Origin of the sequence: Alkalihalobacillus sp. BA299, from assembly GCF_017745675.1 — a bacterium.
Taxonomy (GTDB): Bacteria; Bacillota; Bacilli; order Bacillales; family Bacillaceae_F; genus Alkalihalobacterium.
Genome location: NZ_JAFLJM010000026.1, coordinates 15277 through 30701 on the forward strand (window position 1 = coordinate 15277; position 15425 = coordinate 30701).

16 protein-coding genes and 1 pseudogene are annotated in these 15425 nt (G+C 35.4%); 11 read left to right on the plus strand and 6 right to left on the minus strand.

Annotated elements, in window-relative coordinates:
• Positions 1-43: 43 nt before the first annotated feature.
• Positions 44-2335, minus strand: coding sequence for an ATP-dependent helicase (locus tag J0N78_RS22975; RefSeq protein ID WP_209125426.1), 2292 nt, complete (start codon positions 2333-2335; stop codon positions 44-46).
• Between the two features lie 184 nt (positions 2336-2519).
• Between J0N78_RS22975 and J0N78_RS22980 the strand changes: the two genes are divergently transcribed.
• From J0N78_RS22980 to J0N78_RS22990, 3 genes are read left to right on the plus strand one after another with little or no spacing between them, the layout of a single operon-like run.
• Entirely contained in the window at positions 2520-2759 is a 240-nt protein-coding gene (locus tag J0N78_RS22980; protein WP_209125427.1) for a hypothetical protein, read from the plus strand.
• Positions 2760-2819: 60 nt separating this feature from the next.
• Positions 2820-3008, plus strand: a complete 189-nt coding sequence (locus tag J0N78_RS22985; protein WP_209125428.1) for a hypothetical protein — start codon at positions 2820-2822, stop codon at positions 3006-3008.
• Entirely contained in the window at positions 2998-3891 is an 894-nt protein-coding gene (locus J0N78_RS22990; RefSeq protein ID WP_209125429.1) for an MBL fold metallo-hydrolase, read from the plus strand. The genes J0N78_RS22985 and J0N78_RS22990 overlap by 11 nt, the downstream gene beginning before the upstream one ends.
• Before the next feature lie 110 nt (positions 3892-4001).
• On the opposite strand, the gene mscL is transcribed toward J0N78_RS22990, so the two are convergent.
• Entirely contained in the window at positions 4002-4499 is a 498-nt protein-coding gene (gene mscL / locus J0N78_RS22995; RefSeq protein WP_209125457.1) for a large conductance mechanosensitive channel protein MscL, read from the minus strand.
• 331 nt (positions 4500-4830) lie between these two features.
• On the opposite strand from mscL, the gene J0N78_RS23000 reads away from it, so the two are divergent.
• Positions 4831-6285 (plus strand): PAS domain-containing sensor histidine kinase, encoded by a 1455-nt coding sequence (locus tag J0N78_RS23000; RefSeq protein ID WP_209125430.1) that lies wholly within the window; start codon positions 4831-4833, stop codon positions 6283-6285.
• A gap of 125 nt (positions 6286-6410) precedes the next feature.
• Here the strand turns inward: J0N78_RS23000 and J0N78_RS23005 are convergent, their stop codons facing one another.
• Genes J0N78_RS23005 through J0N78_RS23015 form a run of 3 tightly spaced genes read right to left on the minus strand, consistent with a single transcriptional unit; the run spans position 6411 to position 8118 of the window.
• The gene (locus J0N78_RS23005; protein WP_209125431.1) at positions 6411-6845 is read right to left on the minus strand and encodes a GNAT family N-acetyltransferase; all 435 of its coding nucleotides are present in this window, start codon (positions 6843-6845) and stop codon (positions 6411-6413) included.
• A gap of 2 nt (positions 6846-6847) precedes the next feature.
• The gene (locus tag J0N78_RS23010; protein ID WP_209125432.1) at positions 6848-7363 is read right to left on the minus strand and encodes a YjcG family protein; all 516 of its coding nucleotides are present in this window, start codon (positions 7361-7363) and stop codon (positions 6848-6850) included.
• Positions 7364-7389: 26 nt separating this feature from the next.
• Positions 7390-8118, minus strand: a complete 729-nt coding sequence (locus tag J0N78_RS23015; RefSeq protein ID WP_209125433.1) for an alpha/beta hydrolase — start codon at positions 8116-8118, stop codon at positions 7390-7392.
• A 168-nt stretch (positions 8119-8286) separates the two neighbouring features.
• On the opposite strand from J0N78_RS23015, the gene J0N78_RS23020 reads away from it, so the two are divergent.
• The 3 genes from J0N78_RS23020 (at position 8287) to J0N78_RS23030 (ending at position 10478) form a co-directional block, all read left to right on the plus strand.
• Entirely contained in the window at positions 8287-9186 is a 900-nt protein-coding gene (locus tag J0N78_RS23020) for an exostosin domain-containing protein (RefSeq protein WP_209125434.1), read from the plus strand.
• Between the two features lie 288 nt (positions 9187-9474).
• Positions 9475-10026: a phosphatidylglycerophosphatase A family protein gene (locus J0N78_RS23025; protein ID WP_209125435.1), complete on the plus strand. Its 552-nt coding sequence runs from the start codon at positions 9475-9477 to the stop codon at positions 10024-10026.
• Positions 10027-10283: 257 nt separating this feature from the next.
• A complete protein-coding gene (locus J0N78_RS23030; RefSeq protein ID WP_209125436.1) occupies positions 10284-10478 on the plus strand; it encodes a hypothetical protein in 195 nt (64 codons plus the stop codon).
• 326 nt (positions 10479-10804) lie between these two features.
• On the opposite strand, the gene fumC is transcribed toward J0N78_RS23030, so the two are convergent.
• Positions 10805-12190, minus strand: a complete 1386-nt coding sequence (gene fumC / locus J0N78_RS23035) for a class II fumarate hydratase (RefSeq protein ID WP_209125437.1) — start codon at positions 12188-12190, stop codon at positions 10805-10807.
• 231 nt (positions 12191-12421) lie between these two features.
• Between fumC and J0N78_RS23040 the strand changes: the two are divergent.
• The 4 genes and pseudogenes from J0N78_RS23040 to J0N78_RS23055 form a co-directional block, all read left to right on the plus strand.
• A pseudogene (locus J0N78_RS23040) lies at positions 12422-12883 on the plus strand (nucleoside transporter C-terminal domain-containing protein); the annotation flags it as partial.
• Positions 12884-13074: 191 nt separating this feature from the next.
• Positions 13075-13473, plus strand: coding sequence for a GntR family transcriptional regulator (locus tag J0N78_RS23045; protein WP_209125438.1), 399 nt, complete (start codon positions 13075-13077; stop codon positions 13471-13473).
• On the plus strand, positions 13460-14338 hold the full coding sequence (locus J0N78_RS23050) for an ABC transporter ATP-binding protein (RefSeq protein ID WP_209125439.1): 879 nt from the start codon (positions 13460-13462) through the stop codon (positions 14336-14338). Before J0N78_RS23045 ends, J0N78_RS23050 begins: the two co-directional genes overlap by 14 nt.
• Positions 14328-15341 (plus strand): ABC-2 transporter permease, encoded by a 1014-nt coding sequence (locus J0N78_RS23055; RefSeq protein ID WP_209125440.1) that lies wholly within the window; start codon positions 14328-14330, stop codon positions 15339-15341. Before J0N78_RS23050 ends, J0N78_RS23055 begins: the two co-directional genes overlap by 11 nt.
• Positions 15342-15425: the final 84 nt, after the last annotated feature.

The window sequence follows — 15425 nt, forward strand, 5'->3', positions numbered from 1 at the left end:
TGGTGTCAGGCACATTAAAGGTGCCTGACACCATTTTTTTTACTTAACGTAGAAAGCGAGACCGGATCGCTTTTTTGCCGCGGCGCATGGATGGGACGGAAATATAGAGCGCTTCTTTGGCGCGTGTCATTGCAACATACATGAGTCGTCGTTCCTCTTCCATCGGTTCGTCGTTACCGTCGCGCCACGAATCAAGAGCATAGTCGTGAGGAAGTCCACCGTCAACGGCGCCGATGATATAGACATGGTTAAATTCTAAGCCCTTTGAGCGGTGAATGGTCATTAACTGGATGGCATCTCCAGCTATTTTGTTTTTATTTGCGGTAATTTCTTTATGCTTGTGGATGATATGATCAACGTACTCAAGAAATTCATGAACAGATCTGTGTGCTTGAGCTGCAACTCGTAAATCTCTTACGTCATCAGATCCCTTATCCATCGTATTTCCTTCATTTCCTTGCTTTTTCAAGTAATCGGTTAAGCCCATTTCTTTTTCAATAAAGTCAATGGCTTCAATGGGTTTTAATCCAGGTATTTTTTCAAACAAAGGAACAATCGTTTTAAGTTTCTTTAATTGGAATGGGGGAAGCTGTGTTAACTTTGTTAAGGCTTCTACTAATGAGCAATCCTCAATAATGCTGAGCGCCTTTAGGTCTCGTAAAACATCCTGTTTCAAAAATAAGGCTCCAATTAGGTCACTCATCGCTGCTGTATCGTTTGGATTAATCGCTAATTGCATATACGCTAAAACTTTTCTAACTGTTTTCCGTTGATAAAACGAATCACCTTCTTGTTCAATAACAAAAGGTAAACTAGAGTGAACAAGACGTTCAAATAAAGCACGGGTGGATACATTTGTTCGATAAAGAATGGCAAAATCAGCAGGGTTGGCACCTTGTGAAATTCTTGCTTTTAAATCTTCGACAATAATCGTTGCCTCAAGTTCTTCATCGTATGGAAAAAATACAAGTGGCATAAAAGAGCTATTAGTCAATGCCGAGAGCTTCTTATCGTATCGATGTTTATTCTTTGAAATAACATGGCTTGCCGTACTAACGATCGAATGAACAGATCGATAATTTTTGGCAAGAATGACTGTTTTGGTTTCAGGGTACTCTCTCTTAAAATTTAAAATATACTCTGGATTACTTCCTCGAAATGAGTAAATCGATTGGTCATCGTCACCAACTACACATAAGTTATTATGTGGTTCAGCTAACATTTGCACAATTTTGTACTGGACCCGATTAATATCTTGAAATTCATCAACCGAAATATAAGAAAAACGTTCTTGATATTTCTCTAGTAGACTCAGATTTTCAGATAAAAATTCATAACAGCCAATTAGCATGTCATCAAAATCAAATAGCTGTTCTTTTACCTTTATTTCTTCATATTGTTTGTATATATGTAACGTTCGTTCTTCAAAAAGATCTTTTGGTTTAACTTTTGCTGGAATGATTAAATTATTTTTCCACCAACCGATTTGTGTAAGGGCCTGATCATAGGCAAATTCTTTTTCTTCTAGACCTAATTCACGACCAACCTGCTTAGCAATCCTTTCTTTTTGCCATTCCCATTTTAACAATCGATCTTGATGCCAGCGGTTTGGATCATGGTGTAGTAGCATTTTATAAAAAATACTGTGGAAGGTTCCTACAAGAAGCTGTTTTATGTCCTTCTGGTTAAGGTTAGGATATTGTAACATTCGTTCCTTCATTTCTCGTGCTGCTTTAGCGGTAAAGGTTACAAGTAGCATCCGGTTAGCAGGAATTTGTTTTGCAGTCATCATGAAGGCGGCTCTTGCTGTAAGAACTCGCGTTTTGCCACTTCCTGCTCCGGCTAAAATAAGTAGTGGACCTTCAGTAGTTGTAACCGCTTCCCATTGATATGGGTCTAACCTAAAGCCGCGCTGAGCTAATTCAGCGTAATAATTATGGTCGATAGGCTTTGATTCATCCGTTTGTTCTTGAAAGGCAGAAATACGACAAACAACTTCTGGCTTCTTCCAATGAGCTTCAGCTGATGGAGATGAAGCACTATTTGTGATCGAGCGTCTTTCTGGTAAACGAAATCCAACCGCTGTTTTATTTAAGGCTGGTTTGGATGGCTGTTTTTGTTCGATAAGAGTGGCAATGGCTTTTTGACATTCAGTGTTATCGTGCGAATGAACAAACTGTGGTGGATGCTCGATACTGACTGAGAAGGCCATTTTTTCATGACAGTGTGCACAAGTCACTTTGCCTTGCTTACTATCTAGATAAAGTTGCTGATATTGATTAGGCTGGATCTTTGACAATTGAACGAGTCGTTCATTCCAATATGCGACTTCCACAACGGTTCCTCCTTAAAATGAACGGGCAATAACTAAAGTAGCATTGTAGCACAAATCGTCACAAAGGAAAACTACTAACTGTAGAGGAAATGATACTAGATTAAGAGAAAAAAAGTGGAATAATTATAGTAGTAGCAGCATATAATATTATGAATATTCTGTTTAATGCAGAGGAGGAAAAATCATGGGATATGTACCTCCACATCATAATATTGTAGCTGTTCATTATGGGAGTAGAATGCAAATAAGACAAGCTTCTATCAAAAGAAAAGAACGGGTTCAAAAAGTTCATTTTGCCGACCTACTAGAACAACACAAAAAAGAAGAGGAATTTGTAGGTAGAAAATCCTCCGTATACGATAAGCAGAAGCAGATCGTAAACGAGTTAGTAAAAAAAGGAATATTTTTTGATAAACAGGCCTAAAATAGGTCTGTTTTTTCAATTATTGCAAAAGTTGCATGATATAGTAGAGGTGATAGGATAATGGTTCCTTTTCTAATTCTTGGAATGATTGTTACAATAGGGGCAGGTACGATATTGTATTTTGGATTATCGATTGGAAGTCAATTTTTATTTGGCCCATTTATTGGCTTAGTGGTAGGTATTAATTTTATTTTTTTAACAATTGTACGAATGTATCAAATAAAGAGGAGACAAGAAGATGGAACTTAAGCAAATCGATGAGCAGTGTTACTATTTTAAAGGAGCAGTGAACATAGGCTACATTAAAACAGATAATGAAGGAATATTAATTGATGCTGGTCTTGATGAGTCTGCGATCAAAAAAGTGATCAAACAAATTGATGAAAGAAGTTGGCCGTTAACCCATTTATTTATTACTCATGCACACGCCGACCACTTTGGCGGAGCAGCCTACCTAGTAAAGAAAAAGGCGATTAAAGTATACGCACCTGATATAGAGTCAGCGATTATTAACTTTCCAGTGCTAGAACCAATTTATTTACAAAATGGCAATAAACCATATAAAGAGTTAAGAAATAAATTTGTAGAAGGAAAATCGGTAGCGATTGATGAAACATGTATAGAAGGGAAATATTGGATAGGTTCTTTGGAAGTAACCTTACATAATGTTTCAGGACATAGTTATCATATGTTAGCTGTACAAGTAAATGATATTCTGTATGCGGCGGATAGTTATTTTGATGAAAAAACGCTTATAAAACATAATATTCCATACATTATTGATGGAACAGAAACTATCGATACATTACAAAAGCTGATACAAATGAATGTTAAAGGTGCATTACCTGGTCATGGTGATTATGAAGAAGATTTTAAAGAAACTGTAGAAAAAAATATTGTCTATCACAAACAAGTTGAAGCTGAGTTACTTAAGATTATTTCCCGAGAAAAGTCGACACCAATTGATGTGATCATTGCAGAATTTTGTCAGTATCGAGGAGTGAAGGTTGACAATATGACTTCATGGGCACTTTATAGGACGGCGGTTTGTTCGTATATTAAAAAATTAGTCGAAGATCAACAAGTACAAATTGTCTTTGAAAATAATTTTCTTTCTGTAAAACGATTGTAAAATATATAAGGAATAAATCAGGATATAGTTTTTTAGATGGTGGTGAAAAGAAGTTATAAAATTTTTTGAGAAAGTTACCTTCGACTATACTGTTTAAAAAAAAGAAAGTGTTAACTACTCCTTCTTTTAATCGTAATTTTTGTTGGCTTATTACGTTCACTTTCTTCACTTTCAGTAAGTTCAGATGTACAATTTGGACATCGTGTTGCTTTAAGAGGGATATTAGAAAAGCAATAAGGGCACATCTTTTGTTTCATGTGCTCTAATGGATCACCGGATGGACGTCTGAGTCGGTTGACTTGCCGCACGAATAAAAATAATACGAAAGCTACAATTAAAAAATGAATTGTATGATTTAAAAAAAGGCCATAGTTTACGGTAGCGACACCAGCATCCTTAGCTTCAGAAAGTGTAGTGTATTCATAATTAGATAGATTAATGTAAAGGTTTGAAAAATCCATTTTTCCAAATAATAGACCAAACGGAGGCATTAATATGTCTTCTACGAAAGATTGAACGATCGTTGCAAATGTCGTTCCTATAATTACACCAACGCTCATATCAATAACATTGCCACGCATTGCAAACTCTTTAAATTCAGTAAAAATTTTCATCCATTGCTCCCCACCTTAGAAGGTTGTCTTTATGAGATGTTATGCAATTTCCTACAGAAGAATGACGACTTGTCTCCATGTTAATGACAATTATCCAGCGCTTTTCTTCATGTCTAGCTTCAACGCCCAGCGTCTAGTGGACTTCGCTCCCCCTCCTTACGATAAGTCAACATCGGGACGCTTGCGCTCTCCGTGTTTCCTTTATCTCATACGGGAGGGCTCCAGTCCATACGCCGCTAAACGGTCGCTTACGCTTTTCTTATTTACTTATGTAGAAATGTAATATAAGATAGAATTGGAAAAATTTGTACAAAGGGGAAGTTATATGGAAAATTTAAATAACTGTAAACCTATCCTATCTTTCCATTCAACAAGAACAAATAAATACAAATGGTTAATTGATAACTCAATAGATATGATTTCTATCCATTATCCTGATGGCAGGTATAGTTATGTTTCCCCATCTTTTACGGAAACGTTAGGATATAAGAGCTGTGAGTTATTGTATAAATTTCCTGGTGATTTCATTCATAAGGATGATCTAAATACAGCATTGAAAAGCTATGAAAGTTTATTACTAGGACAGGAAACTGTAGAGTCAACGTTCCGACAACAAATGAAAAATGGGGAATATATGTGGCTAGAAGCTAAGATTAAAGCGATACGTGATGAAACAGGAGAAATTCTTGAAATATTGTCATTTACAAGAGACATTAGTGAAAAAGTAAAGTATGAAACAACGCTCTTACAAGCGAAACATGAACTAAATAATATTATTTCAAATCAACAAGGGATGGTTATTCAAATTATTAAAGAACAGTTTAAATATATTTACGCTATTTTTACAGGTGAATTAGTTCATGTGATAGGCTGGACGCCAGAAGAAGTAGTTGGTAAAACTCCATATGAAATTTTTGAAAAAGAAACAGCCGATTATTTAGTCAATCAATATGATTTAGCATGGGAAAGTCAGGAAAAAGTGACATTTGAGTACACAACGAGCAATGGCTATTATCTATTGGTAAAAATCAAGCCAATTGTTGAAAATGGTGAAGTCATACAATTGATAGGTTCGTGTGTTGACATTACCCCATTAAAAGAGGCTGAACAGCAGTTAATTCAATCAGAAAAGCTATCTGTTGTTGGAGAACTATCAGCTGGGATTGCTCATGAAATTAGAAACCCATTAACGGCTATTAAAGGTTTTTTGCAAATAATGAAAATGGAACAAGATAATAAATATTTTGAAATTATGGAATCTGAAATTAATCGCATTGAGTTTATTACGAACGAGTTTATGGTTTTATCTAGACCACGTACTGAAACACGAAAAAAAATGAAGCTATGTACAGTGATGGAAGATGTTTTATTTTTAGTAGATACAGAAGCATTTAAGAAAAGAATTACGATCAAGCAAAATATAGATGAAGATGTGTTCATAGAAGGTGAAGAGTACCAAATTAAACAAGTGTTTCTTAATATTATTAAAAATGCAATCGAATCAATGAGTAAAGAAGGCGTTATTCATATCGATGTTACACAGCAAGACGAAAAGGTTTTTATTAAAATTTCAGATCAGGGCTGTGGTATTCCCCCTGAAAAGCTTACTTATTTAGGAAAACCATTTTATACGACAAAACAAAAGGGAAATGGACTTGGATTAATGATATGTTACAAAATAATAAAAAAACATTGCGGGAGCATTTCAGTTGAGAGTAAGTTAAATGAAGGAACGACTTTTACCATTGAGTTACCGAAAGTTCATCATACTAATGAATAAGAAAAAAATAGAAAAGTAAAAAACGCAGCTGATCTCCTCAAATCAGCCGCGTTTTCAGTTATCCCGTTCAACTAACATTCAGTCGGCGATGAAGATACCCCCTACTGAATGAAGTTTCACTTTATTTATAATGATGATTGCTCACTTTTGATCATCGTCACATGAGGGATCCCGGCATCAAGAAATTCGTCTGAAACCGTTTCGTAGCCAAGCGATTGATAAAAAGCTTCTGCTTGAGTTTGTGCGTTAAGTTTAAACTTTTTTAGCCCCTGCTGTTGACCAACACTCTCAATTTCATCCATTAACAATTTACCAATTCCTTTTTTTCGATAATCATTTAAGATACAAATTCTTTCCACTTTCCCATAGCCATCAACGGTTCTTAATCTGCCAGCGCCAATTGGTTTATTGTCGTCGTAGACAACAAAGTGTGTGGCTTCATCTTCAAATTGATCAATTTCTTCTTCTTCAGGTACTTTTTGTTCTTCAACAAATACGGTAGTTCGTACGGTGTAGGCATCTTTTAATTGGTCTTTGTTTTCAACGACGGTTACTTTCAATCTTAACAATCCTTTCCTAAATGAAATGTTTCGTAAACAGTCCAAGAACTGTTTTCTAATTGGTAGAGCAGTTGTACTCGGTCAATCGTTTCTTCATGGTCAACCGAAAGCATTTTTAATTGTCCGAGCACATCAAAATGTTCTTGATTCGTTAAATCTTGCCCAATCGTTACGTGAGGTGTAAACTTCTGAGGTGTTTCTTCTAAAAGTATATCTTCATGTAGTAATTCGTGCAGTTTTTCTAACGATGGGTTTAAGCGAATTTTAAAAAAGATTTTATTTGTGTTTGGAAAAAAAGAATCCACTTTATAAATATGAATTGTAAATGGTGTAATGGATTTTGTCACATTTCTTATATAACGAATCGTACTATCTAGCTTTTCACCAGGGATTTCAAACGGATGTTTGATCGTGATGTGTGGAGGGATTAATGAATAATGTGAGTCATACCGCTTTCGGTAAGAGTTTGCCTGGTCTTGTAAAGCTTTTGATGGAAATACCGCAATCCCATATTTCATAAACATCAACCTCCTGTACAAACTATTTATTTAGTAAACATATATTGAAGCGCTTGTTTAATATCTGGCTGCCAAAACGTCCAACGATGGTCACCGTCAAATTCATGATAATGATAAATTATTTCCAAATTTATTAACATCTTATTCAATTCACGGTTAGGAATGAGAAAATCTTTTCGTTTACCATTCGTTGTTTCTACATTCGTTTCCTCTTTACCTACTACATGATAAATCTTTAAATGGTGATTGTCGAATGCTGCGACTTGGTCTAGAACGGCTTGATTAATGTATGGTGATTGTAAAATGATCTGACCAAATGTATTCGGGTAATGAAGAGCAGCTAATAAAGATACTGTTCCACCTAAGGAATCTCCGATGAGAGTACGTCCTGCGGCAAGTGAATACGTCTGAAAGTGCTCTTCTGCATAAGGGACTAGCTCTTCTGCGAGAAAACGAATATAGGCATCAGACATTTTGCCATTTGGATGATACATTTCCAGGCGCTCCTGTACATTTTTATAAGGAATGCCAATAATGATAACGTCTTCAATTTCATTGTTAGAAATAAGTTCTTCTGTTTGGCGAGCAATTCGACCGAGCTGAAAATAATATTTGCCATCTTGTGCAATGAGTAAATGATAGCTATATAAAGGCGAATAGTTTGGAGGTAAGTAGATCAGTAGCGGCAGTTCTTTTTTTAAGTAATTGCTATAAATTTGTTCTTCTTTCATTGTTCCATAAAGTCGATTACTCATTTTTTTCAACCTTTCACTTTGTCCAGATTTTCATAGTGGTAATATTATTATTCTAACATATATGCAGAAAAATCGGTTTTAAAAACGAACGACAAAAATTAGGTACAAAAAAACGAGTTTCAAGACTAGCTGAATAGACATATTAATGTTCTAGAGGAATGCTCGTGGTTGATATTTATACAAGGAGAACAGGAGGAGATTAGGATCAAAATATATATATTACCTGTACCAGATCGGCTACAACCTTTACGCTTAGCAACGAAAAAGTACCCTATTCATAATGAGGATTATCATATAGAAGAAGATTTTTTTAAATATTTAATTAAGGAAGATAATCTTCTTGTAACGAATCCAATCGATGCAGACTGGCACTACCTACCTGTTTTTTGGACTAGATGGGTGAGTTATGGTTTAAAAAGAGATAGATTAAAAAAATTAAAACAAGATATAGATCAAATTATTATTAATGATAGTAAGACTTTCACGGTGTGTCATCATAAAGATGCTCCTTTTGTCTCACTTGATAAGACATTAATTTTCACAACGACTCGAAAACAAAACACGATTGATGTACCACTTCTTTCAAGTCCACATCAACTTCCAAAGCTAGTTCCCCCAAAAAATTATTTAGCTTCTTTTATCGGCTCTATTAGTACTCATCGCGTTAGACTGGAAATGTTTATGAAGCTTAAACATCGTAATGATATATTTTTGTACAATGGAAATAAAGGTACCCCTTTCTTTGTAAATAAGTTATTAGAATCGTATATATCACTTTGTCCTAGAGGAATAGGTGTAAACTCCTATCGTTTTTTTGAATCGATGCAGATGGGTGTTGTTCCTTTAATTATTGGGGATGTTGATACGAGACCATTTAAAAAGTATATTGAATGGGAAAGAGTAAGCTTTTACTTACCTTCAGTTCATCAATTGAATGAAGTATTGGATAGTGTAAATAAAAAAGAGTTACTTCAAATGGGGCGTGAAGCTTCAATGATTTGGAAAGAAAAATTGCAGTATCAGAAATGGTGTAAGTATGTCATTCTTGAACTAAAAGATTTAAAATAAATGTTATGCTGATTTAGTACTTAAAAATTGCTCAGAAAACAGACTCGATGAAAGGAGTCTGTTTTTATTTGTAGAAAATTCTAAAATTAGTAAACTTCTTAGAATATTTTAGTTACAATAATAAAAGGGATCATAAAAGCTACAAAAATATGACTAAAAGCGTTGTATGGTTTATAGGTGTCGTAAAAGAATTTGATAAATAATTGGATTTCTTTATTTATTCTTATAAGCTTAAATGAACTATTACACCTTCTTACAACGCGATCTATCAAAGGGGGAGACATAATAATGAAAGTACCTGTTCCATCAAATGTTGTCGAACAAGCTGCACGAGCTAAATTACAAAAACGAGGCGTTTCTTTAGAAGATATCGCACAAATCGTTTATGATCTCCAAATCAAGTATTATAGTAAACTGACGATAGAAGATTGTTTAGAGAGTGTCGACGCTGTATTGTTTAAGCGAGAAATACAGCACGCGATCCTAGTCGGCATTGAGTTGGACGAGTTAGCAGAAAGAGGACAGTTATCAGAACCTTTACTCTCGATTATCCAATCTGATGAGGGATTATTTGGTGTAGATGAGACGATCGCACTCGGTTCTGTTTTTGGGTTTGGTAGTATTGCTGTTACGACATTTGGATACCTTGACAAAGCAAAGCTTGGGATTATTAAGGAGCTTGACGCTGGGAAGGAAAAAACGCATACATTTTTAGACGATTTAGTCGCAAGTGTAGCTGCAAGTGCAGCTGCGAGGTTAGCACACCGATTACGTGATCGAGACGAAAATCGTAGCCGAATAGAATTAGAAAAGCGTGACATGGAAGATAAAATAGGTTAGAACAAAGCAACTCGATATAATTTGTGAGTGTATTTCTTATGACGAAATACAGATAGGTTTAAGTTCTCTGGCCTCGATCCATTTTATCCGGTTTTAACTAAAAGTTCAGTGGGGGATGAAGTAAAGCCCCTACTGAATGAAATTTTACTTTATTTTAGGTTACATATAAAAATATCCCAATTTTTTATAAAAGAGTAAACTTTTATTAATATATTGGATAAAATAAAAAAAAATCGTTGAAAGGCAAGGGAAACGTCATGAGAAAACGGCCACGTTGGATTTATTGGAAGCAAACATTTCAATCAAAGTTTCAAGCTGGATGCTTGAAAGCTAAGCTTGAGGATAATTGGCAGAATGGGTATGAAATTGGGCCATGCGTTGAAATAAAAAAATTAAAAACAAATAAGTATGTGGTTAGATATACGTATGATGAGATGTCAGAATGGTCCTGATGTCTCTTTCTTTACTTTGTAGGAAGTTAGAAATGCGCATTTAATTTATGGATGGATTCGGTGTATTTTTTGTTGAATTTTGTCGATAAATCGATAAATGAGTGAAAGTTGAAAATAAAATATACAAAGTTAAAAATAAAATGTACGAAGTTGAAAATAAATGCTCTAAACTTGAAAATAAATCTCCCATAGTTTTCCCTTGTAACTTAGATTAGTGCTAAGTTACAAGGAAAACCCAATAAAATGGAATATAACTTTATTAAATAGAATATTTCAATTTTAAATGACGTGAAATACCGAGGCTAACTTGGCAGCCTCGGTATTATTTACGGTTTTCCAATCATCTTTTCAGGACGAACAATCTCATCGAATTTTTCGTCGGTTAGTAATCCGCTTGCTATGGCTGCTTCCTTTAATGTACTTCCTTCAGCATGTGCTTTTTTAGCAATTTTAGCAGCATTCTCATAGCCTATGTGTGGATTAAGTGCAGTAACAAGCATGAGCGATCTTGATAAAAGACTATCAATTATGTCTGTATTCGCTTTTATTCCAACGAGACATTTATCGTTAAATGAACGCATGGCATCAGATAGTAGTTGGACCGATTGCAAGTAATTATAAATGATAACCGGCTTAAATACATTTAATTCGAAGTTACCTTGACTGGCCGCAAATCCTATCGTTGCATCATTTCCCATCACTTGAACGGCCACCATCGTTAATGCTTCACTTTGGGTCGGGTTAACTTTTCCAGGCATGATCGAACTACCAGGCTCGTTAGCGGGAATTGTAATTTCACCAATTCCTGATCTAGGCCCACTTGCTAGCCATCTGACATCATTTGCGATTTTCATTAAATCGGCTGCAAGTGCTTTTAGTGCACCATGAGCGTACACGAGCTCATCATGACTTGTTAAAGCATGAAATTTATTTTGAGCTGAGGTGAAGGATATGTTTGTTAGTTTACTTATTTCAGCAGCCACTTTATCTCCGAACTCTGGATGAGCATTAATCCCCGTTCCGACGGCGGTTCCGCCGATTGCTAGTTCCTTCACATGTTCTATGCTTTCGAGGATCATTGTTTCAGATTTCTCAAGCATTCGCAGCCAGCCACTAACTTCTTGCCCTAGTGTTAAGGGAGTCGCATCTTGTAAATGTGTTCGTCCAATTTTAATAATATCCTGGAACTCTTCTACTTTCTCTTTTAACGTTGTTTTCATCGTCTGAATCGCAGGAACTAAAAGACTTTCCACTTGATCGACAGCAGCGATATGCATGGCTGTTGGGAATGTGTCATTGGAGCTTTGGGAACGATTCACATCATCGTTTGGATGAACACGTTCTTTACTATCTTTGGCTATTAGAAATTGATTAGCTTCATAAGCAATAACCTCATTTACGTTCATATTGGACTGCGTGCCGCTTCCTGTTTGCCATACAGATAAAGGAAAGTGCGCATCTAAGTCGCCTGAAATAATCTTATCAGCTATTTTAACGATGGCATCTTTTTTCTCCTTTTCGAGGTTGTTAATTTCGTGATTTACAATTGCAGCTGATTTTTTCAAAATTGCAAATGCACGAATGACTTGCATCGGCATTTTTTCAATACCAATTTTAAAATTTTCTAAACTTCTTTGTGTTTGTGCTCCCCACGACTTTTCGGTTGGTACGTTTATTTCACCTATCGTATCCTTTTCGATTCGAAACTCCATTTTTCATTCCTCCAAACGTTCATTATACTATTAGCTTTTTATACTTCTTGTGAATCAATACCAATTACTTTAATTTATAAATTTTACAATAAGATAATCTTGAAAATGGATAAAGTAGCGAGCTTATTCATATTTTTCTGGAAAGGGTGTTTGATTATTATTTGCTAGAGGTCTACCTTATCTTAACTGAATGATATTTCCAACATTGCTAATAATAAACCTATTACAAGGAATACAAATGTAGTTCTTATATATTTTTACAATGAGGTGGAAAAGGTGAATATTCTGTGGGGGATTCTAGGAGCGATAGGTAGTTTATTTGGAGTAAGTGGACTCACACTAGAAGGAATTTTAGGAATTGTGTTTTCTCCCCTTGCTTTTGCGATCGGTGTACCGTGGCATGAAGCGGTCACTGCAGGAGGGTTCATCGGACAGAAACTCATTGTAAATGAATTTGTTGCTTACCTTTCATTTGCACCACAAATTGGTGAGTTGTCTGAAAAAACGGTAGCTGTTGTTAGCTTTGCGCTTTGTGGCTTTGCTAACTTTTCCTCATTAGCGATTTTATTAGGCGGTCTTGGAAATTTAGCCCCAAACCGAAGAGCTGACATTGCGAAGCTTGGGTTACGTGCTGTAGCTGCTGGAATGTTAGCCTCCTTATTGAGCGGGTCAGTAGCTGGAATGTTATTCTAATGAAAAAAGTAAGGTTCTTCTTCAGGATGAAGAAGGATCTTTTTTGATTCAAGAATAAGAAAGTTATTCACGCAGTTTTTAAAGGTTGTATTCATGTATTGACATCATCATGCATATACATTATTGTATTAAGTGTATTACATCGAATGATACACTTAATACACTGAAGCAACCTTTAAGGTGGTGATTACATGCTTGTACGAATTGACCCGAAAAGTAATGTACCGTTGTATGAACAAATTATTTTACAAATTAAAGAGTTGAGAGCAAAAGGCATCATTCAGACGAATGAAAAGCTTCCGTCTGTTCGTGAGTTAAGCTCACAAATTGTGATAAACCCGAACACGGTAAGTAAAGCGTATAAGGAGCTGGAACGACAAGGGATTATTGTAACGATTCGAGGAAAAGGTACATTTGTAGCAGAAGGTGAAACGGTCGAAGCGTCGGAAAAGGAGAGAGAGAAGATGAAGAAGTCTCTAGAGCAACTCGTTATTGATAGCGTGTATCTAGGGATTACGAAAGAAGAACTTCAACAATGGATGAATGAATTATTCAAAGATTTAGGTGGTGATCTGGATGATCGAGATTAAACAATTATCAAAGTCGATTCATAATCAGAAAGTCCTTTCCGATATAAATTTTCAATTAAAGCCAGGAAACATTATAGGATTGATCGGTCGAAATGGTGCGGGAAAAACAACACTTTTACGTCTTTTAGTAGGAATTCTTCTACCGACTAAAGGTGATGTTTTATTAGATGGAAGAAGTATTTACCAGCATCCTGAAGTGAAAAAGGAAATTGTGTTCGTACCTGATTCTCCTGAAGCACTTAAAAGCTATTCTACTAAAGAAATTGTTAAATTGTATAAACAAATTTACCCTAAGTTTGATGAAGAGTATTTTGATGAGCTACTTGAGCGTTTTTCATTACCGAAAACAAGAAAGATTGGAAATTACTCCAAAGGGATGAAAGCCTTATTTGCGCTTGTCTTAGCTTTCTCAACCCGGGCAAAGTACATTTTGTTAGATGAACCAACAGACGGTCTTGATGTGATCGTAAAAAAGCAAATCCTGCGCTATATTATTGAAGAAGTAGCAGAGCAGCAAGTGTCTGTTATCATTTCTTCACACCGTCTGGATGAACTTGAATTTATGGCGGATCAAATTATCGTCATTCAAAATGGGACAATTGAATCAAATTATGACTTAGATGTGATGAAACAGTCCTATCGTAAGGTTCAAGTCGTTTTTAAAGAATATTTACCAAGTGAATTAAAAGGACAAGTAAAAGTACTTCATCAAAGTGGTAGAGTATATACATTGTTGCTAGATGGCGATTTAACTAAGAGAGAGGCAGAAATAAAAAAACATGAGCCTTTGTTATATGAAGAGCTTTCGGTTGTATTAGAAGATATTTTCGTTGCAAAGCTTGGAGGTGAAGAGTATGTTGACTAAAGCGTTATGGATGAAAGAATATAAACATACTAAAACCTTGATCTGGGGATTGCTCCTATTATTCTTTTTCGACTTTCCGATTCGGGTGTCGCTTAGCTTAGAAAGTTGGAAGGCAATGGAGGAGCAAGCAGCATCAGACCCTGGATCTTATGCGCATCCAATTGTCCATGATTTTATGGTACGTTCGTTGTTTTTTGGTGGTTTTGCAACATTCTTAGGGATGATTCTTATCGTATTACTTGCAGGAGTTCTAATTGGCTCAGAGAGAAATACGCGAAGAAATGATTTCTCATTTGCTCTACCGTATAAAAGAAGTGAGATGTTTTTAACAAAATGGTTAATTGGGTTCTTGACGATAACGTCTTTTTACACGGTTAATTATGTTGCAGCCTATTTTTTAGTAGCGTCTTCTGATTATGGTTATTTTCTTGAACAGTTTTCGCATGTGCAATTATTTATTATGCCGCTATTAGGGTTTATCACGTTGTTTAGCTTTGCAATGCTGATGGGAACGATTGCTGGGGAAATGATTTCTCAAATGGTGCTTACCTTTATATTCACATTCTTTCCATTAGGATTCTATTATTTAGTTCAAGGCTTTTGGATGATCCATACTGATCACTATTTACATGAGCCTAACACGCTTGGATACTTTGTGTGGCCGATTTATAGTGTGGATGCGTACTCTAGCAAACCAATCTTAATTCCAATCGTAGCCACAATACTATTTACTATAATTGCGACCAAATTGTATATGGTAAATAAATCCGAACATAATGGAGAATTCCTTATTTTTAAAGGGTTACAGCCAATTTTTAAAGTTGGAATCATTGTTTGTTTTGCTTTATTAGGGGGAATGTTAATTTCAAGCTTGACGCCGTACATGAATGGTAATATACTGACTATCGTGTTCTATTGGATAGGGTTTATGATATTTGCCTTTTTATCCTATCGATTGACCACAAGATTGTTTACGATGAATGTAACAGTAAAGAATAAGTAAAAGGTGAGAAGAAAATGAAAAGAGTATTTTGGTTGTATATTTTGTTGTTGTTTTTCCTAGCTTTTTGTTTCGTGTATATTGAAA

What these genes read in the sequence shown, in the direction of transcription:
- J0N78_RS23055 (WP_209125440.1), top strand. Translation starts at nt 14,328, where the DNA reads ATGTTGACTAAAGCGTTATGGATGAAAGAATATAAACATACTAAAACC.
- J0N78_RS23000 (WP_209125430.1), top strand. Translation starts at nt 4,831, where the DNA reads ATGGAAAATTTAAATAACTGTAAACCTATCCTATCTTTCCATTCAACA.
- J0N78_RS23030 (WP_209125436.1), top strand. Translation starts at nt 10,284, where the DNA reads ATGAGAAAACGGCCACGTTGGATTTATTGGAAGCAAACATTTCAATCA.
- J0N78_RS22985 (WP_209125428.1), top strand. Translation starts at nt 2,820, where the DNA reads ATGGTTCCTTTTCTAATTCTTGGAATGATTGTTACAATAGGGGCAGGT.
- fumC (WP_209125437.1), bottom strand. Translation starts at nt 12,190, where the DNA reads ATGGAGTTTCGAATCGAAAAGGATACGATAGGTGAAATAAACGTACCA.
- J0N78_RS23010 (WP_209125432.1), bottom strand. Translation starts at nt 7,363, where the DNA reads ATGAAATATGGGATTGCGGTATTTCCATCAAAAGCTTTACAAGACCAG.
- J0N78_RS22990 (WP_209125429.1), top strand. Translation starts at nt 2,998, where the DNA reads ATGGAACTTAAGCAAATCGATGAGCAGTGTTACTATTTTAAAGGAGCA.
- J0N78_RS23045 (WP_209125438.1), top strand. Translation starts at nt 13,075, where the DNA reads ATGCTTGTACGAATTGACCCGAAAAGTAATGTACCGTTGTATGAACAA.
- J0N78_RS22980 (WP_209125427.1), top strand. Translation starts at nt 2,520, where the DNA reads ATGGGATATGTACCTCCACATCATAATATTGTAGCTGTTCATTATGGG.
- J0N78_RS23050 (WP_209125439.1), top strand. Translation starts at nt 13,460, where the DNA reads ATGATCGAGATTAAACAATTATCAAAGTCGATTCATAATCAGAAAGTC.
- J0N78_RS23015 (WP_209125433.1), bottom strand. Translation starts at nt 8,118, where the DNA reads ATGAGTAATCGACTTTATGGAACAATGAAAGAAGAACAAATTTATAGC.
- J0N78_RS23025 (WP_209125435.1), top strand. Translation starts at nt 9,475, where the DNA reads ATGAAAGTACCTGTTCCATCAAATGTTGTCGAACAAGCTGCACGAGCT.